Below are 19286 nucleotides of genomic sequence, written 5' to 3'. Positions count from 1 at the left end.
GACCACCCGGGTAACGCCAGCGGAGATATGGAGCCATCCTTAGAGCAAAAAAGCCGGCACTAGGCAAGGCCGGGCGGTTCGCCCCGAAGACGGAGTTGCTGCTTACACGGCAATCAAGGCGGGATTCTGGCGCGGGAAAATGCGGATCAGACGGAAATCGACCGATGTCATGTCCCGCTGATCGCAAGAGATCAGCGGCCCCCATGGCCGGCGTAGCGGTTTGTGATGAGATGGAACTCATCATGAACCGGTCTTGCGCGGGCGTCCTCCCTTGCGGCCATTGGCGCGGGCGGCGTCGGCCTTGATGGATGATCGTACCCGCCCGCCCCGTTCACCCATCTCCGCCATCCAATGCCGGCTGCCGAACTGTCCCTGCAGCAGCCCCGGTACGTAGAGATCGGCATCCAGTGCCGGCCAATGCAGACCCAGGCCGCTGGCGCTGATCTCGATCCGGGACAGGCCGCCGGCATCGGCGCCGGCCAGCCCTTCAGCCAGAGAGGGCGGGAAGACGAGGTCCAGGCCGGTGTTGAGACTGACGATTATGCGGTCGGTGGCCACATCATAGCGGGCGGCCAGAACATGTCCGGCCTCGCGAAGGGCAGCCATCAGAGTTTCCGCTTCCGTGACCTGTTGGTCAGTGATCACCATGGATGATTCTCCATTCTCCACACAGGCTGGCGACCATTGCATCAATGGTCGACGCCATTCGTGCCAGTTCCACCCGCCCGAAGCCGAAACTTTCCCTTAAGCTCACGGGTCCACCGGGGCAGTTCAGGACGAAGATCGCCTCTCCACCATGGCCTGTCACATGGACATGGGCCGGCCGATGATCATTGGGGTAGATGACCACGCGCAGGCCATCAAATCGGGCGACGGTTGGCATGGTTCCATTCTATCAAAACCCAAGCGGTTAGGATAGATGGCATAGCCCCCAGGCTTTCGGAGATGCCGTCTTGAGCGCTCCGACCAAACCGGCGATGTGAAACGCCGTGCAACACAAAATCGGGCGTGTTTCAGAGCATCAATCGCAGCCGCTCCGAATTCCGCGGCCCCTTACGCAACATCGTGCAACACAAAACCGTTCCATGTTGCACGGGGCCTGGACTGGCGCCGGACAATGCGGACATGCCTATAGTGTTGATGAGCCAATCATAGCATGCCGCCGCCAGAAAGTCAGCAATGGGGCGGGCTCTACCCCAGCAACTCCGCATAGACCGCGAGCGTGGCGGCGCACATGCCGGCCTTGGTGAAGTTGGCGCGGACATGGCGCATGCCGTCCAGACCCACGGCCTGGCGCTGCAAAGGGTCCAGGTCCAGGGCGGCGCGGATGGCGCCGGCCAGGGCGTCGGGATCGCCCGGTGGCACCACCAGGCCGGTTTCGCCATTGATCACCGTTTCCTTCACCGCGCCCAGATCCGACACGATGACCGGGCGGCCCATGGCCTGGGCCTCGGCGATGACGCGGCCGAAGGCTTCGGGTTCGACCGACGCGTTGACCACGATGTCGGACAGCATATAGGCGGCGGCCATGTCGTTGCAGTGGCCGGCGATGGTGACCTGTCCGCCCAGGTTCAGGCGGCGGATATGGTCCTCCAGTTCCTGGCGATACCCGTCACGGCCCTGATCGTCGCCGACCAGGACGGCGCGCACATCGGGCCTTCCCAGGCGGGCAATCGCGTCGATCAGTACCCCCTGCCCCTTCCAGCGGGTCAGGCGGCCGGGCAGCAGCACGATGCGCTGATCCTCCGGCAGGCGCCATTGCTGGATCAGCTGCGCCATGCGGGCCTGGGTCACCTTGTCGGGCGACATGATGTCGATATCCACACCGCGATGGATCAGGCGCAACCGGTCGGGGCCCACGCCATATTCCGTCGCCACATGGTCCTGCACGAAGCGGGAGACGGCGATGATCCGGTCGCCCTTGGCCATGACGGAATTATACCATTTCTTCAGTCGGCCCTTGAAGTTATAGGGCGCGTGGAAGGTGGTGACGAAGGGGGTGCCGGTATCCTTTGCCGCCCAATAGGCGCTCCAGGCCGGGGCGCGGGAGCGGGCATGGATCAGGTCGACGCCGTGCTGGCGGATCAGATCGACCAGTTTCTTGGCATTGCGGCGCATGGTCAGCGGGTTCTTGGACTGTACTGGCAGCTGGATATGCTTGGCCCCATACCGGTCCAGTTCGCGCGCCATGGCGCCGCCGGCCGATACCACGATGGCGGTGCCACCGGCCCGCTGGATGGCGGCCGCCATATCGATGCAGCCGCGCTCCGCCCCGCCGGTGACCAGCGTGGGGATGATCTGCAGGATGACGGGCTTGCCGCCGCCGAACAGGCTGGCGGCGTCGAGGCCGGGATTGTCCGGCGGCACATCGCCGGCTAGGGTGCCGGCGTCATCTTGGGGCGGCATGGGCGGGATTTCGGACGAATGATCAGGACAGCCTTGGAAGGCGAGGTGGGGATACATAGCCTGGATCGGGCCGGCACCGCCATAGCCTATCGCCACAGTCCCGGTGTGGGGCCGGGGTTGCTGTTCCTGACCGGTTTCCGCTCCGACATGGGCGGCGGCAAGGCCGTGGCTCTGGAACGCTGGGCGCGGGAGCGGGGCCGGGCCTTCACCCGCTTCGACTATCATGCCCACGGGTTGAGCGGGGGTGACTGGGCGGATGGATCCATCGGCCGCTGGCGCGGTGATGCGTTGGCGGTGCTGGATCAGGTGGCCCAGGGGCCGCAGATCCTGGTCGGGTCCTCCATGGGCGGGTGGATCGCCCTGCTGCTGGCGCTGCTGCGGCCGGAACGGGTGGTGGGGCTGTTGGGCATCGCGCCGGCACCGGATTTCACCGAGCGGATGATCTGGCCGCGCCTGGGGCCGGCGGAGATCGAAGCGCTGGAACGCGACGGGCGGTTCATCGCGCCATCGGCCTATGACCCGGCCGGATACCCGATCACCCGCCATCTGCTGGAGGAGGCGCGGGACCATCTGCTGCTGCCGGGTCCCATTCCCATCCGCTGCCCCGTGCGGCTGCTGCATGGGCAGCGCGATCCGGACATTCCCTGGCGCACCAGTCTGGAACTGGCCGACGCTCTGGAAACAGAGGATGTACGGGTCACGCTGGTCAAGGATGGCGACCATCGCCTGTCGCGTGACACGGATCTGGCCCTGATGCTGCAACTGGCGGGCGAATTGGTGGTGGCGTGACGCGGCCATCGCCGCATGTTATACAACCGTTTGATGGGACAAAGAACCCGAGACGATGGTGGCCGCTTCCGCCGGCCGCCGGCGCTGCTGGGCCGGACCGGCATCAACCTGCTGTCGGCCATGGTGCTGGGCGGGTTGTGGCTGCTCGTCGGTTGGCAGATCCATTCCTCCTACCTTGACGCCCTGGCCGATGCGGAGCGCGACACGGCCAACCTGACCCGCGCCTTCGGCCAGCATGTCAGCCGTACCGTCAGCCAGGTGCAGCAGTTGCTGCAGGAAGTGTCAGACCGGGTGGAGGCGGGTTATCCCGCCGATCTGGAGGTGATGCGCCGCCGCGTGGCGGGGCTGGACCGGGTGTCGAAATTCCTGGGCATCATGGATGCGCGCGGCATCGTCGTGGATGCCACGCGGCCGGGGGCCGTGGGCCTGGACATGTCCGACAGCGATTATTTCCGTCAGGCGACGGAGCCGGGATCGCCGCGCCTGGGTTTCGGCAAGCCGATCATCGGACGCACACCGCTGATGTCCTCCATCCCCTTCTGGGTGCGGGTGGAGGCACCGGACGGCAGCCTGATCGCCGTGGTTGTCGGCGACGTGCTGTCGGAATATTTCGCGGGCTTCTTCTCCGCCGTGGACCTGGATCTGGGCGCGGTGGCCACGCTGATGGACCTGGACGGCACCGTCTATGCCCGCGGCGCCTCCACCCCCGGCATCGTGGGACAATCCTATCCCGATCTGCCCGACGTGGGGGCGGCCAGGGAGGGCGATGGCCATGGCATCATCCGCGCCGTCAGCCCCATCGACGGGGAGGATCGCATCGCCTCATATGAGCTGCTGGCCGGCACGCGGCTGCTGGTGTCGGTGGGTCAGGACATGGACCATGTGCTGCGGCCCTACCGCCAGTTCCGCAACCAGACGCTTTTGCAAGGCACGTTCGGCACCATCCTGGTGCTGGCCCTGGTGGTGCTGGTTCGCCGCTATGTCGCCAAGCTGGAAGCCAGCGAGACAGCGGCGCGGGTGGCCAGGGCGGAGGCCGAGCAGGCCACGGCCGCCAAGTCGCAGTTCCTGGCCGTGGCGTCGCACGAACTGCGCACGCCGCTGAACGCCATCATCGGCTTTGCCGAAGTGATGGTGCACCGTATCCACGGGCCGATGGGCAACCCCAAATATGCCGAATATGCCGAGGATATCCGCAGTTCCGGCCTGCATCTGCTGGCGCTGATCAACGACATCCTGGATTTGTCGAAAATCGAGGCCGGGCGCATGGAATTGCGGCTGGAGCCGGTGGACCTGCCCAACCTGGCCACCGAATGCGTGCGGCTGATGCGGGGGCGGGTGGAGGCGGCGGCGCTGGAAATGCGCGTCGTATCGGCGGATGAAAAGGCCCCGCATTTGCGCGCCGATGCCATGAAGCTGCGCCAGGTGCTGCTGAACCTGATCAACAATGCCGTGAAATATACCCCGTCCGGCGGCAGCATCACCGTGTCGGTGGAGCGCGACCCGCTCTGGCCCGACGATTACATGGTGATGCGGGTGGCCGATACCGGCTGCGGCATGACGCCGACGGAGGTGGCCATGGCCATGGAACCCTTCCGCCAGGTCAACAGCCACCTGACCCGCACCGCCGAAGGCACGGGCCTGGGCCTGCCCGTGGCCAAATCGCTGGTGGAGCTGCATGGCGGCACCCTGTCCATCGACAGCGTGCCGGGCGAAGGCACCAACGTCAGCATCCGGCTGCCGACGCGGCTGCATGTGTGATAGGGCGGTCGCTCAGACGACGGCCGCCACCACCTCGACCACCACCTTGCCGACCTTCACCAGCACGTCGCCGACGCCGATATTCTTGCCGCCGTCGGTGGTCTCCTCGATGGTGTCGCTGCCGGGATAGATCGTCAGGTTGACATTGTCGCTGACCTTCACGCCCTGCGGCAGGGGGTTGGGATAGGTATCGCCCACCGCGAAATAGATGATGTTGTTGTCCTTCCACAGGCTGAATTCATAGTCGGTGGAGGTGAAGGTCATCCGGTGCTCGTTCCACCATTCCGGTCCGCTGCAATCCGGGATGTCGCAGCCCTTGCCCTTCTGGCCCGGCGTGTTGCTGGCCCCGTCCTTGGCCACGGTCATATCGTCGGCGGCGCATTCCAGGTTCCTGAAGGCCAGATCCTCGCCCGTGTTGTTGGTGACGATCCAGAGCTTGTGATTGGACATGTGGTTCCCCCTTGTCGGCATAGCAATCTGTGATTTCATCAAAGCGACCAAGCAACAACCAATCATATAGGAACGTCTTATGGAGTCCAGGTGGTTTCCACCTTTGGATGTACAGGAAAACAATTTAAGCGCGAAAGCAGAAAGGCCCGCCGGGGGGGCCGGCGGGCCATTGCGGCAGTATCCAGGGGGAGCGGGTCAGATATCCAGATCGACGATCACCGGCACATGGTCGCTGGGCTTGGGTTCCCAGCCGCGCGCCTCGCGCAGGATGGTCTGGCCCTTCAGCCCCGTGGCCAGTGGCGGGGTGACCCAGATATGGTCCAGTCGGCGGCCCTTGTTGGACAGGTTCCAGTCGGCGGCGCGATAGGACCACCAGCTGTAGAGCTTTTCATCGGCCGGCACGAAATGGCGCACGGCATCGACCCAGTTCAGGCTGTTCTGCAACGCCGTCAGCTTCTCCACCTCGATCGGCGTGTGGGAGACGACGTCCAGCAGCTGCTTGTGCGACCAGACATCATGTTCCAGCGGTGCGATGTTCAGATCGCCCACCAGAATCATCGGCTGGTTCGGCGAACGCTTTTCCTGGAACCAGGCCTGCATCTCATCCAGGAACTGGAGCTTGTGGGCGAACTTGTCGTTCACGGCCGGGTCGGGAATGTCGCCGCCGGCGGGGATGTAGAGATTATGGATCTCCACTCCGTTCTGCAGTGTGGCCAGGACGTGGCGGCAATCCTCCTTACCGCAGGAATGGCGGATATCGCTGGACGAGAACGGGATGCGCGACAGGATGGCCACGCCGTTATAGCTCTTCATCCCGTGGATATGGATATGCTCGTACCCGCGATCCTTGAAGGCGGCGCGCGGGAAGGCGTCGTCCACCACCTTGGTTTCCTGCAGGCACAGGATGTCGGGCTTATGCTCGTCCAGCAGCTTGCCCACGATGTCGATGCGCAGGCGGACGGAATTGATGTTCCAGGTGGCGATACGCACGGGCGGGACCTCAGGCGTCGGGGATGGGGGTGCGACAGGATTAGGCGGGCGGGCCGTCCCTGTCCAGACCGGCGAAGACCATCGGGGCCTGTCCGCGCTGCGGCACCCCCAGCCATACCGGGGCATGCCTTGTCCCTGATGCTGACCCCATGGTATCGATCCCTCTGCTGCCCCCCGCCGCCAGAATCATGACCCCTCCCCGCCCCCGTTCCAGCATGCCGGTCGCCCTGATCGCCATGGCGTTCCTGGCCTTCATCAGCCTGGGCCTGCCCGACGGGCTGCCCGGCGTGACATGGCCTTTCATCCGCGAGGCGTTCGACCGGCCGCTGGGCAATCTGGGCATCCTGCTGGTCTGCGGCACGGGTGGTTACCTGTTCTCCGGTCTGGCCGGCGGCTCTTTGGTGCGGCGCGCCGGGCTGGGCCTGGTGCTGGTGGTCAGCAGTGCCGCCATGGTCACCACACTCCTGACCTATGCGCTCACCCCCTCCTTCTATCTGCTGATCCCGGCCGCCATCCTGGGCGGGCTGGCCAGCGGGGCCATTGATACCGGCATCAATCTCTATGGGGCCCGCCGCTTCAGCCCCCGCGTCATGAACTGGCTGCACGGGTCCTGGGGCCTGGGCGCCACGGCCGGGCCACTGCTGATGACGGCGGCGATCACCGGCGGGGCCGGCTGGCGTTGGGGCTATGCCCTGATTGCCGTCCTGTTGGGTGCGATGGGGCTGATGTTCCTGCTGACCATGCGGCGTTGGGAGGAAGGGCGTGATGGCTCTTCGCCGGAGGGTGCGGCGGCCATGGCCGTGGCACCGTTTGCCGCCGCAATGCGCCACCCGGTGCTGTGGCTGAATGCCGGGCTGTTCATGGTCTATTGCGGGGTGGAGATGGCGGCCGGCCAATGGCTGTTCACGCTGCTGACCCGCCAGCACGGGATCGATGTGGGGACGGCCGGCACCATCGCCGGGCTCTATTGGGGGGCGCTGACCTTCGGGCGGCTGGTGTTCGGGCAGGTGACGGCGCGGGTAAGGCCGCTGACAGCACTGCGCGCCGGGCTGGCCATCGCCCTGGTGTCGGCATGCCTGTTCGCCTGGTTCCCCACGCCGGCCGTGGGCATGGCGGCGGCACTGGGCCTGGGTTTCGGTCTGGCGCCGACCTTCCCCACCTTGGTCTCCCTGACCCCGCTGCGGGTGGGTGATGCAATCGCCCCGCATGCGGTGGGGTTCCAGATGACGGCGGCGGGGGCGGGTGCCACCCTGGTGCCGGGCGCGCTGGGCTGGCTGGCCCAGCATCTGGGGCTGGTGGTGCTGCCCGTCTGGCTGGTGCTGGGCATGGTGATCCTGATCGGCCTGTCGGAATTCGCCGAACGTGTCGTGCGCCGCCGCGCCCTGGCCGTGACACTGGCGGCTGCGGCGGCTTGAACCGGCCCCTGATGGTGTCATATACGGGTTGCAGGAATGTTGGATGCGGTTTGGCGGCCGCGTTCATATTATTCTGTCCAGCAGCGATCCATTTTTGAAATCTTCGTACCAAGCCTGAAGGAATACCCCCGTGCCGCAGCTTCGCTCCCGCAAAAGCACCCATGGCCGCAACATGGCCGGCGCCCGTGGCCTGTGGCGTGCCACCGGCATGAAGGACGAGGATTTCGGCAAGCCCATCGTGGCCATCGCCAATTCCTTCACCCAGTTCGTGCCCGGCCATGTGCATCTGAAGGATCTGGGCCAGCTGGTGGCGGAAGAGGTCTATGCCGCCGGCGGCGTGGCCAAGGAATTCAACACCATCGCGGTGGATGACGGCATCGCCATGGGCCATGACGGCATGCTCTATTCCCTGCCCTCGCGCGAGGTGATCGCCGACGCGGTGGAGTACATGGTCAATGCCCATTGCGCCGACGCCCTGGTCTGCATCTCCAACTGCGACAAGATCACGCCGGGCATGCTGATGGCCGCACTGCGCCTCAACATCCCCACCATCTTCGTGTCGGGCGGCCCGATGGAAGCTGGCAAGGCGCAGGTCAAAGGCAAGGAGATCGCCATCGACCTGATCGACGCCATGGTCGCCGCCGCCGACGACAAGTACAGCGATGAAGAGGTCAAGGTCATCGAACGGTCGGCCTGCCCGACCTGCGGTTCCTGCTCCGGCATGTTCACCGCCAATTCCATGAACTGCCTGACGGAGGCCCTCGGTTTGGCGCTGCCCGGCAATGGCACCGTGCTGGCCACCCATGCCGACCGCCGCCGCCTGTTCGAGGAAGCCGGCCGCCGCATCGTCGGTCTGGCCAGGCAATATTACGAGGGGGACGATGACGGCGTGCTGCCGCGTTCCATCGCCACCTTCCAGGCGTTCGAGAATGCCATCGCGCTGGACATCGCCATGGGCGGGTCGACCAACACCGTGCTGCACCTGCTGGCCGCCGCGCATGAGGGCGAGGTGAATTTCACCATGGCCGACATCGACCGGCTGTCGCGCCGCGTGCCCAATATCTGCAAGGTGGCGCCGGCCGTGGCCGACGTGCATATCGAGGATGTGCACCGGGCCGGCGGCATCATGGGCATCCTGGGTGAACTGGCGCGCGGCGGCCTGCTGCACACGGATGTGAAGCGCATCGACGCCCCGTCGCTGGCCGAGGCGCTGGCCCGCTGGGACGTGGCCCAGACCAACAATCCCGACGTGCAGCATTTCTTCAAGGCCGCCCCCGGCGGCGTGCGCACCACAATGGCCTTCAGCCAGGCCAGCCGGTATCAGGAACTGGACCTGGACCGCGCCAAGGGCGTGATCCGCACCACGGAGAACGCGTTCTCCAAGGATGGCGGCTTGGCCGTGCTGTTCGGCAATCTGGCGGAAGAGGGCTGCATCGTGAAGACGGCGGGTGTGGATGCGTCCTCCCTGGTCTTCGCGGGGCCGGCCCGTGTGTTCGAAAGCCAGGATGCGGCGGTGTCCGCCATTCTGGGCAACCGCATCCAGGCCGGCGACGTGGTGCTGATCCGCTATGAAGGGCCCAAGGGCGGGCCCGGCATGCAGGAGATGCTGTATCCGACCAGCTATCTAAAGTCGAAGGGGCTGGGCAAGGCCTGCGCCCTGATCACCGATGGCCGCTTCTCCGGCGGCACGTCGGGCCTGTCCATCGGCCATGCCAGCCCGGAAGCCGCCGAGGGCGGCACCATCGGCCTGGTGCAGGAAGGCGACCGGATCGAAATCGACATCCCCAACCGCCGCATCCATCTGGCCGTGTCGGACGAAGAACTGGCCCGCCGTCGTGAAGCCGAAGAGGCCAAGGGACAGGCCGCCTGGCAGCCCACCGAGAAGCGCGAGCGCTATGTCTCCCAGGCGCTGAAGGCCTATGCGGCGCTGACCACTTCGGCCGCCAAGGGGGCCGTGCGTGATGTGGGGCAGTTGACGCGGCGGAAGTGAGGGGCATTGCCTCTACACGGAAGGCGTCTATGCGGGAGGGTTGTCGAGGAGCCTGTCCAAACTGTCCAGCGCCGCCTCCGCAAGGTTCAAGGCGGCCATGCGCTCGTGGTCCTCATCGGCCGCCGCGAGCGCGTTGGCCGCTTCGCTCAACAACTTGATGACCGCGTCATACTGGTCGGAACTGTCCGGCAGCGCATGCCATTCGGATATCCGGCGCCCGACCGCTGCCGCATGGACCATGACACCCAGCCACCTGCCCGCGACATCTTCCGGAAAACTCGGGCTGAAGCGGCTCGCCAGCGTGTCGGAAAGGCTGTTGAACGCGCCGCGCAGGGCTTTTTTCGTCGCCATGATCACGCTCCTTTGAATGATATCAGGATATTCGTGATGCCGTCGAATATCTCGCCAATCCTTTTCCGTTCTATTTCAAGCTTTCTTCGCTTTTCTTCTTCCGTGAGTTTTGGAGATTCCTCCATTATCCGCTGAAAATTCTCGTCTGTTTTTGAAAGCTCCGTCAGAGCGGCGTCTACCGCTGCGTGCACGATATCGATATTCGATGTTTCCGCCTTGGTTTCATAATAGCGAGCCGCCATTTCGCGACGACGAGCAATTGGCAGTGGTGGATCCACCCTCTGGAAAACACCGACAAGTACAGTGGATAAACCAGATTGTAGATTTTGATCTGATTTCAATAATCCTGTCCACGTCTCTAAATGATCTTGCAAATTGACGATGATGCCTTTGCTTATTGCGTTCTCCTTCAGGTATTTCTGAAGATCCTCCACCTTCTTTTGCTCATCGGCCAGACCAGAAAGCAACTTTATGAAGGCACCGACTGCCGATAGGCGCTTGTCGTTGCCGGCCGGTATCAGGGTCGGAACAGATGTCAGGTTCGAGAGCAGCTTTTCCGCAGACCTGGCCAAGGCCAGGGCCTCGTTGATGTCCTTGAGCGGATCCGGAGCCTTGCCGTCGATTATCTTGGCAATACCGGCAGCATAGGAACTGATGGATTTCAGCAGCAGCAATGTCGGGTAAACTTCATTGCCAACCGGTGCAATCGACATCTTGTTCTGGCTGGATCTAATTTTTTCATCTGCCGTTTCGCATAGCCAGCCCCTGGGATATGCGTCTTTGTTCTTTTCCAACGATTTTTCCAGCAATGCAATATTTGCCGGATTTTTATATATGATCTCGTTCGGAATACAGGCGGGGTCCAAGGAAATGATCTCGATATTCAGCGCTATGCGCCTTTCATTTACTTTCATAAGGTATTGATTATAGACCTCGACCGTCGTCCTAGCCTTGGACACGACATCCGTCGCATATTCGATCCGCAAGGCATTTGTGCCGCAGCCCGTCAGAAGCAACGTGAGCAATGCGAGCGCCGGACGGTGCATGGTTGACATATCCCACCTCTATCGTCACCGCGTTGATCGGAGTGTTGCATATCGCCAGTATTTGACACCCAAAGGGAAATTACGTCTGAAGAATATAAATTTTCAGGAATGTTTCAACAAATATTTAATCATAAAGGAGATATAGATATATGCTATTTCAGCGCAACAAGGTGTGTATGGTGATGAAGCCGCCTCGCGGCGACCGCACGACACCAGGGGGCGGGTTTGCGTGTTCGACCTACGGGAGGTCTTTCTCCGCATACAGCGCCAGACAGGCGGCCGGCGGTGGCGGGGGTGGCTTTGGCGGCGGGGTGGGGCCGGTGGAGGGCGGGGGCGGCCTGAACCAGCTCAGCAGTTCCTCGCCGCAGCCATCGCCCTCGGGCGGGGCTTCCTGTGCCGCGCATTGGCCGGCATTGGGCGGGCAGGCCAGCCGGACATGGAAATGGGCGGCATGGCCGAACCAGGGGCGCAGCTTGCCCAGCCAGGCCCTGTCGCCCTTCTCCCCCTGGCACAGGGCCAGCTTGATGGCGGGGTTCACGAAGATGCGGGTGACGGTGGGGGCCGATGCTGCCAGCCGCAGCAGCCGCACCTGGGCGGGGCCGAAATTGCTGTTCACCCGCTGCGCCTTGGGATCGACCATGCTGGCGAAATCCTCCCGCTCCCGGTCCGTGACGGGCAGGCGGCCTAGGTCCAGCGGGAACCAGATATCGGCGTCCAACCCCATCTGGTGGCTGGCATGACCGGTGGGCATGCGCCCGCCGCGCACCATGGACAGGTCACCCACCGACAGGATGCCCAGCTGTTCCCGCTCCACCTCCGCCGCCAGGGCCTTCAGATAGGTGATCAGGCTGGGATGGCCGTAATTGCGGCGGCGGGACAGGTTCATCACCTGGAACCCCTTTCCATCCGTCGGTAGCGACACCGCACCACGGACGCAGCCATTGGCGTAGGAACCGATGGGCTCCGGGTCGCCCTTGCCGGGCGTGCGCAGGGTCTGGGGGGCCGGTGCCGTGCTATCGGCAGCGAAGCTGGGGCCGGAGCCCAGAGCCAGGGCCAGAAGCCCCCATCCCACCCGACGCATGATGCCTCCGCTCGAAAACGAACCGGCCCGCATCTTAGCAGAGGCGGGCCAGAGGACAGCAGGTCTCGTATGGGAGAGGCGTCACACGCCCCACTGGCGGACGCGGCCGGTATCGACATGCACGAAACCGGTCTTGGAATAGATGCCGACGCCACCCAGCCGCAGGTTCAGGGCTTCCTGGCGGATGCGGCTCAGCTGCCGGCCGGCCATGGTGATGTCGATGGCCTTGCCTTCCATATGCAGGCTCTTGGTGGCCACGCCTTCCGACTTCGATGCCAGCATGGCGTTGGTCTTGGGGCAGCGATAGCCGGAAATGATCTGGAACGGCTCTTCCGTGCGCAGGCGCTGGCGCAGCTGGAACAGCAGGTCCAGCAGCTTGGGGTCCATCCTGCCCACTTCGCCCGTGCGCCAGTCGCGCAGCATGTGGTTCACGTCCTTCAGGGCCGAACGGTCATAGGAACCGTTGGTGAAGTACGTGACCTTCAGCTTCTCATTCGTGTGCAGCGACACGAAGGACAGCTGCCGGCGCGGGGCGCTGACCGGGGCGGCGTCAGCGGGATTGGTGATGATGGTGGGGGCGGCGATGGCCGCCCCGGCACCCAGGAACAGGCCACCCAGGCCGCGCAGGAAGCCGCGGCGGCCGGTATCGGCACCCAAATCGATGACGGGGGAAATGGACGGCTGCGGCGGGGAAACGGACTCATGTCCAATGGTCAGGTCGATAATGTTCGGCCGTGCCACCATGCCCCTTGCCCCCTCAAGCCCCGAAGTAGCCACCCCGGCGTCCGTTGCGCCAGAGACACTCTCGTCCAAGATTTCGCCAAATGTCCCGCGTCACAAGCAGGACACAATTGCAGTCATGGCAGAACGACATAGACGGTGCAAGCGGAAATCCACCCTTCCGGCCTATTTCCAGCCTATCTCTTAAGGACTCATCACCTTGCGCCCTCAATCGCCGGGCGCCGCCGTACCATTGGTCAGATACTCCGACCATTGGTCACCCCGGCCGGGTGATCAGCGGCTGCCGCTGTCGCTACCCCGTCCGGCGGCGGCCCCGCCGGGGGCCATGCGGGCTTCGGCTTCCACCGCATCCCACTTCACGCGTGATGCCCTTATGGCCGTGGCCAGCTTGCGGTCGCGGCCATAGATGTCGGACCGGAAATTCACCGATCCATCATCGGCCACGAAGGATGTGACATAGCTGATATGGATGGGGATAGGCTGCTTCAGGCGCACCACGGTGCGCTGTCCGCTGGCCAGTGCCTCATCCAGACGGGTGCGCGGCCAGTCACTGGTGCCCGACAGGCGCAGGATGACCTCCGCTACGTCGAACGGATGCTCCACCCGGATGCAGCCATGGCTGAAGCTGCGGTTGGCGCGGTTGAACAGGCTTTTGGATGGCGTGTCGTGCAGGTACACGTCGAACTGGTTGGGGAACATCATCTTGATGCGGCCCAGACTGTTCTTGTCGCCCGGCGCCTGGCGCACGCGATAGGGCAGCCGCGTCATGTGCGCCCAGTCCAGCGTCCTGGGATCGACCGGCACGGCCGATTCCGTCCAGTCGGACAGCAGTTCATAATTATGCTGGGCCAGATAGGAGGGGTCGCGCTTGGCCTTGGGGAAAATCTCGTCCCGCACGATCTTGGCCGGGACATGCCAATAGGGATTGACCTCCAGATAGCTCATCTTGCGTGAAAATACCGGTGTGCGGGTGGAACTGGTGCCCACCACCACACGCGCCTCGTGCACCACCGTCCCCTGCTCAAAGATCGACAGATGGAAGGCGGCCAGATTGACCAGGATATAGGACGGGCCCATATCCACCGGCATCCAGCGCCAGCGTTCCATGTTCATGGCGATCTGGGCCACGCGCTGTTCGGCCGTGATGTTGAGTGCCAGCAGCGTCTGCCGGCCCAGCACCCCATCCGGTTCCAGCCCATGGTGGGCCTGGAAGATTTTCAGGGCCGCAATGGTTGCCTCATCAAACAGGCTCGGGTCTTCCGGCACGGGTGCGTCGGCCGGCAGTTCGCCCGTGACATGCAGCCGGGCCCTCAGCGCCGGCAGCCGCTCATCATTGCCGCCGGGCTTCAGCGAGGCTTCGGCCAGGGGCACGGGTTTCCATCCGCCGGCCGCCGCCAGCTCACGATAAAGCTGCAGGGCGCCCTTCAGGCGCTGGTACTCCGCCCGGCGCGGCGGCAGTTCGGCCAGTTCCACACCCGGATCGGGCAGCATGGCCAGCCGGCTCAGCAAGGTTAGAAGGTCGATCTCCCGCTTTTCGACATAAAGCTCGCTGTCGATGGCCATGGGGGCCAGCCGGCCGGTGGCCAGATCGCGGCCATAATCCAGGGCGCCATGCGACAGCATCACCTCCAGCTCCGCCAGGGCATCGGGGCTGTCGCCCCGTTCCAGCAGGGTGGCGATGCGGGCTACGCCATAATCGGACGGGTTCAACCCCTCCGACGCGGCCTTCTGCAGGGCCATCAGCAGCAGGCGGGCGCGGGGCGAGGGCTGGCCCTGTTCCATCCAGGCCGGCGCGTACTGCCGCTTCTCATAGAAACGGCCGAGCGTCAGCAGATCCTGGCTGTCGCGGTCATTCTCCGGCGTGCCGACCCCGCTGTTCAACCGCTGCTGCAGGGCGCTGGGGAAGTCGGGGCCTGGGGGTGCCGCCAGCGCGGGGGCGGTCAGTAGCAGGGCGCCCAGGCAACATAACGCGACAACACGCACCAGCATCTCCGACGGACACAACACAGGTGCAACAGCGTACCACCCCCCCGAAAGATTGGATAGAGCAGGCTGGGTGCACCGGCTAGACCCCGATCTCGTTGGACTAGCCATGCTTTCCAGAATCAAGATCTGGTGAAATCGTCAGCTACGTGCCGCGCCTTTACATGCAGTCCCTGATGAAATTCAGCCTCTCGGGGTCCATTGCATTATTCCTGAATTCATCGTCAATCTGCAATTTACATTGAATTTTGTATTCCTTATGTTTATCTTCTATCTCATTAATTTCCATAATTATTTCAATGTATTTTACAGAATTCTGACTTTCGCCGACCGATACGAGCTTTTTGAAGTCATCGTAGGAGAGGAAGTTACGTCGATCAACCGCCCCTTCCTTGTTGATCAGTTTGCGCGGATAATATTCAACCTCGGTGCTTGATACCGACCCTGCCTTGACATAAAGGGGGGATGCTGCAACCTGCGACGTCCCGCTGTCGGTACGGTCGGAGAAATACAGGGCCTGCAAGGTGATGGATTTCAAGGATTTCTGATCTTTATTGAGGAAGTCGATCTTCACTTGGCCGGCATCGATGAACGTGTCGTACCCATCAGATCCTGAATTCACGACATTCAACCGACCGACCGCAAGAATGAGGTAGGGGCGATCGGGATTGCAGATCGTTTCCCCTCCATTCTCATCCGTGCTGAGCGGACAGGTGAACTCCACAGTCTGGAACGGCAGCAGGGAGATATCGGCACCGATGAACCATGACGTCGCCTGCCATAGCAGACCGACGATGGACAGGATCAGGGCCAAACCCGTCGACCATTCGCCGATTTCATAGCCGAAGATGTTGAATTTCTGCGGGCCCGACAAATCGATGGCCTGATTGGCGGGATTTTCCGGGGTTGACATGATTATAGCCTCCTTGCACTTGCAGCTTATTGCGGGCAATTGCCGTTCTTGGGGCAGCAATGGAGAACCGGTGGCCGCATGCTTTGGGGACAGTTGCCATCCTTCGGGCATCGTGGCTTGGGTGGGTCGCATTTATCGTCGGGGCGGGGCGCGATCATCATGTTGAGCTGCTCGAGGCGGCCATTCGGCGAAGTAGCCCGCCCTAGCGCCGAAAGCGCATCATTCAGCGATGATGGGGAAATTGGATTTCGCTTTATATAGGCATATATCGGCAAAATTGCCGGGTACTTCGCCTCGGCGATGGTCTCAGGAGATGGATGAACGCCATCCAATGCAATATTTCCGAGCTTTGAATAATTAAATTTACTCTGCTTATAGCTTTTATAGTCTGTTATCGAAATGGAGTTTTCATAAGAAATATGGTCCGTTTCACCAGATTCTGATACTATTCCGTCATTTCTCAGTTTTGTACAAGATTGTGTATTTGAATTTTGTATTTTTCCCGATTTCATACACCCAGTAATAATTACTGTTTTGTCAATCATACTTCTTATATTATCAGTCGGTGGAGGAATAAAAATTTCAATTGGTATATTTGGAAGCTGATTATCTATTTGCGACCATGTTTTATATGGATTATTGACAATTTGGCCATTCACTGGCACCTCTGCGGCAATGGCAAGCCATATATGCGCCACGGTAAAGTTCTTGTTGGACAGAATCTCCTTATTCGTACTCGTCAATATAGCGGAATCATATCCAACAAAAAATTCAGAGACCAAATTTCTATCATAGTGACAATTTTTTAATTCAGAAAAGGAAATCTCTTCCGTTATTATGACGTAGTCATCCAAGTTATTTTCCATTTGGATTTTCCCGCACAACAAATTTCTGGTAAAATGTCGGCTCTCCATTTTTATTTTAACCGTTGGAAGATTGTTATCGAGTGGCGCATTCGAAAATTTATCACTTATGACAACAACTTCAGCAAAGGCATGTATGCTGCTGAGTAGGACAAAGGTTAATGCCATACCAAGCACAGCTTTCCAGGACATTGTCAGCCACCTTTAAGCGTTGAAAACGGGAAACCGGTTGGGTGCATCTTTTCAGGTTGTGATATCTGCCCAATCATGCTGCCAGTCAGCCCATGCCCATCCGCCCTTGGTAAATTGTCCTACGTGTTGTCATTCTCATAAAAGCGGGAATCCAGATGTGGGTGGAAGCCTAACGGAAGCTTTAGGCTCGAAATCTTTCCGGGATTCCCACTTATCAAGGAATGGGGGCAAATGATGGAAACAGCTCAATTTTTTATTTGAGATGGATGCTCATGTGAATGACAAACTCACCTATAAGAAGATAACATAATATGCCAATTTGAACAATAAGGCCACAGGCGCCGGCAGCAATGAAAACGCCAGCCGGTGTAGGGCCGGCTGGCGTTTGATATCCGAATTGCTGATGAGTGACGATCTCACCGCGTCGGGCGCGGGACCGGGCCGGAATAGTCGTAGAAGCCGCGGCCGACCTTGCGGCCCAGCCAGCCCGCCTCGACATATTTCACCATCAGCGGGCAGGGGCGGTACTTGCTGTCGGACAGGCCCTCATGCAGGACCTGCATGATCGACAGGCAGGTGTCCAGACCGATGAAATCGGCCAGTTCCAGCGGGCCCATCGGGTGGTTGGCGCCCAGCTTCATGGCCGTGTCGATGGCCTCCACCCCGCCCACGCCCTCATACAGCGTATAGACCGCCTCGTTGATCATGGGCAGCAGGATGCGGTTGACGATGAAGGCGGGGAAATCCTCCGCCATGGCCGCCGTCTTGCCCAGCCGGGCCGTCAGCGCCTTGATCAGCTGGAAGGTTTCGTCATCCGTGGCGATGCCGCGGATGATCTCCACCAGTTGCATCACCGGCACCGGGTTCATGAAATGCATGCCGATGAAGCGGTGCGGCCGGTCGGTGGCGGCGGCCAGACGGGTGATGGAGATGGAGCTGGTATTGGTGGCGATGATGGCGGTGGGCGAAAGGTTGGGCACCAAGGCCTTCAGGATCAGGCGCTTGACATCCTCCGACTCGGTCGCCGCCTCCACCACCAGATCGCTGTCCTTGAACACGGACAGGTCGGTGGAAATGGTGATGCGCGCCAGGGCTGCGTCCTTCTCCGCCTCAATCAGCTTGCCCTTGGCGACCTGGCGTTCGAGATTGCGGGCGATGCCGGCCACGGCGCTGGTCAGCTGTTCGGCATTGATGTCCGACAGCGCCACCGACAGGCCCGCCGCGGCGCAGACCTGCGTGATGCCGCTGCCCATCTGGCCGGCCCCGATCACACCCACCTTCTCGATCATCGCAGTCCCCATTCAGGGTTGGAATTCTGTCTGTGATAGTTGTCGCATGAACGCGCGCCCCGCGTCCCGGCGACATTCGTCCAATCATTCGGCAGGAAACCCGCGCCGGGGACCGCTTGCCCTGGCGCAGGTTCTTGCCCATGATCACCCCAACGCCTCTGTCAGCTCCGGGACGATCTTGAACAGGTCGCCAACCAGGCCGTAGTCGGCGACCTGGAACATCGGTGCCTCCTCGTCCTTGTTGATGGCGACGATGACCTTGCTGTCCTTCATGCCGGCCAGATGCTGGATGGCGCCGCTGATGCCGACGGCGATGTACAGTTCCGGGGCCACGATCTTGCCGGTCTGGCCGACCTGATAATCATTGGGCACGAAACCGGCATCCACCGCCGCGCGGGATGCGCCGACCGCCGCCCCCAGCTTGTCAGCCAACGCGTCCAGCAGCGGGAAATTGTCGCCCGACTGCATGCCGCGGCCACCCGAGACGATGATGCGGGCGCTGGTCAGTTCCGGACGTTCCGACTTGGTCAGCTCGGCACTGACGAAGCTGGACAGGCCGGCATCGCCGGTGGCGGCAATGGCTTCAACCGTACCGGCCCCACCGGTCTCGCCCGCCGCCTCGAACGCCGTGCCGCGCACGGTGATGACCTTGATGGCGTCGGACGATTTCACGGTGGCGATGGCGTTGCCGGCATAGATCGGCCGTTCGAACGTGTCGGCATCGATCACCGCGCTGATTTCGCTGATCTGCTGTACATCCAGCAGGGCGGCGACGCGCGGCGCCAGATTCTTGCCGAAGGTCGTGGCGGTGAACAGCACATGGCTGTAGCCGCCGGCCTTGACGGCGGCCACCACCAGCGGCGCGAAATTCTCCGCCAGCGGGTGGGCATATTCGGCAGCGTCGGCGACCAGGGCCTTGGAAACGCCGGCCGCCTGGGCCGCGGCCTGGGCTGCCTCGGCCACGCCGGAACCGGCGACCAGCATATGCGTCTCGCCACCGATCTTGGCGGCCGCACCCAGGGTGGTCAG

At 62.3% G+C, this 19286-nt stretch carries 18 protein-coding genes; 4 read left to right on the top strand and 14 right to left on the bottom strand.

The genetic code is table 11. From position 1 onward, the window contains the following. Positions 1-240: 240 nt before the first annotated feature. The 3 genes from AC1Q7F_RS17105 to AC1Q7F_RS17095 form a co-directional block, all read right to left on the bottom strand. The gene (locus tag AC1Q7F_RS17105; protein ID WP_492508998.1) at positions 241-606 is read right to left on the bottom strand and encodes a DUF2442 domain-containing protein; all 366 of its coding nucleotides are present in this window, start codon (positions 604-606) and stop codon (positions 241-243) included. Positions 607-634: 28 nt separating this feature from the next. Further along, positions 635-883, bottom strand: a complete 249-nt coding sequence (locus AC1Q7F_RS17100; protein WP_492508996.1) for a DUF4160 domain-containing protein — start codon at positions 881-883, stop codon at positions 635-637. Positions 884-1191: 308 nt separating this feature from the next. Next, positions 1192-2406, bottom strand: coding sequence for a glycosyltransferase family 4 protein (locus AC1Q7F_RS17095; RefSeq protein ID WP_492508994.1), 1215 nt, complete (start codon positions 2404-2406; stop codon positions 1192-1194). Between the two features lie 18 nt (positions 2407-2424). Between AC1Q7F_RS17095 and AC1Q7F_RS17090 the strand changes: the two genes are divergently transcribed. After that, positions 2425-3195, top strand: coding sequence for an alpha/beta hydrolase (locus AC1Q7F_RS17090; RefSeq protein WP_492508992.1), 771 nt, complete (start codon positions 2425-2427; stop codon positions 3193-3195). Between the two features lie 33 nt (positions 3196-3228). Further along, positions 3229-4953, top strand: coding sequence for a sensor histidine kinase (locus AC1Q7F_RS17085; protein ID WP_492508990.1), 1725 nt, complete (start codon positions 3229-3231; stop codon positions 4951-4953). Between the two features lie 12 nt (positions 4954-4965). On the opposite strand, the gene AC1Q7F_RS17080 is transcribed toward AC1Q7F_RS17085, so the two are convergent. Next, positions 4966-5403 (bottom strand): hypothetical protein, encoded by a 438-nt coding sequence (locus AC1Q7F_RS17080; protein WP_492508988.1) that lies wholly within the window; start codon positions 5401-5403, stop codon positions 4966-4968. 195 nt (positions 5404-5598) lie between these two features. Then, positions 5599-6393 carry an exodeoxyribonuclease III gene (xth, locus tag AC1Q7F_RS17075; protein WP_492508986.1) on the bottom strand — a complete coding sequence of 265 codons (795 nt, stop codon included), beginning with the start codon at positions 6391-6393 and terminating at the stop codon, positions 5599-5601. 188 nt (positions 6394-6581) lie between these two features. Here xth and AC1Q7F_RS17070 point away from each other — a divergent pair, with 188 nt between their 5' ends. Beyond that, complete coding sequence (locus AC1Q7F_RS17070) at positions 6582-7808, top strand: MFS transporter (protein ID WP_492508984.1); 1227 nt, start codon at positions 6582-6584, stop codon at positions 7806-7808. Positions 7809-7938: 130 nt separating this feature from the next. Continuing rightward, on the top strand, positions 7939-9798 hold the full coding sequence (gene ilvD, locus AC1Q7F_RS17065; protein ID WP_492508982.1) for a dihydroxy-acid dehydratase: 1860 nt from the start codon (positions 7939-7941) through the stop codon (positions 9796-9798). A 27-nt stretch (positions 9799-9825) separates the two neighbouring features. Here the strand turns inward: ilvD and AC1Q7F_RS17060 are convergent, their stop codons facing one another. The 9 genes from AC1Q7F_RS17060 to AC1Q7F_RS17020 all read right to left on the bottom strand — a co-directional run. Then, complete coding sequence (locus AC1Q7F_RS17060) at positions 9826-10149, bottom strand: hypothetical protein (RefSeq protein WP_492508980.1); 324 nt, start codon at positions 10147-10149, stop codon at positions 9826-9828. Between the two features lie 2 nt (positions 10150-10151). After that, positions 10152-11195 (bottom strand): hypothetical protein, encoded by a 1044-nt coding sequence (locus AC1Q7F_RS17055; protein ID WP_492508978.1) that lies wholly within the window; start codon positions 11193-11195, stop codon positions 10152-10154. Positions 11196-11433: 238 nt separating this feature from the next. Further along, the gene (gene mepA, locus AC1Q7F_RS17050) at positions 11434-12276 is read right to left on the bottom strand and encodes a penicillin-insensitive murein endopeptidase (RefSeq protein WP_492508976.1); all 843 of its coding nucleotides are present in this window, start codon (positions 12274-12276) and stop codon (positions 11434-11436) included. A gap of 81 nt (positions 12277-12357) precedes the next feature. Next, on the bottom strand, positions 12358-13020 hold the full coding sequence (gene mepK / locus AC1Q7F_RS17045) for a peptidoglycan L,D-endopeptidase MepK (RefSeq protein WP_492508974.1): 663 nt from the start codon (positions 13018-13020) through the stop codon (positions 12358-12360). Positions 13021-13290: 270 nt separating this feature from the next. Next, complete coding sequence (locus AC1Q7F_RS17040; RefSeq protein WP_492508972.1) at positions 13291-15000, bottom strand: L,D-transpeptidase family protein; 1710 nt, start codon at positions 14998-15000, stop codon at positions 13291-13293. Between the two features lie 160 nt (positions 15001-15160). Beyond that, on the bottom strand, positions 15161-15913 hold the full coding sequence (locus AC1Q7F_RS17035; RefSeq protein WP_492508970.1) for a hypothetical protein: 753 nt from the start codon (positions 15911-15913) through the stop codon (positions 15161-15163). Between the two features lie 26 nt (positions 15914-15939). After that, positions 15940-16968: a substrate-binding domain-containing protein gene (locus tag AC1Q7F_RS17030; RefSeq protein ID WP_492508968.1), complete on the bottom strand. Its 1029-nt coding sequence runs from the start codon at positions 16966-16968 to the stop codon at positions 15940-15942. Between the two features lie 416 nt (positions 16969-17384). Beyond that, positions 17385-18257, bottom strand: coding sequence for a 3-hydroxybutyryl-CoA dehydrogenase (locus tag AC1Q7F_RS17025; RefSeq protein WP_492508966.1), 873 nt, complete (start codon positions 18255-18257; stop codon positions 17385-17387). Between the two features lie 144 nt (positions 18258-18401). Beyond that, positions 18402-19286, bottom strand: an 885-nt coding sequence (locus AC1Q7F_RS17020; protein ID WP_492508964.1) for an electron transfer flavoprotein subunit alpha/FixB family protein, incomplete at its 5' end; no start/stop codon positions are given.

Source organism: Niveispirillum sp. GW835-FHT14G11 (assembly GCF_058793615.1).
This window is presented reverse-complemented; position numbering and strand designations above follow the sequence as displayed.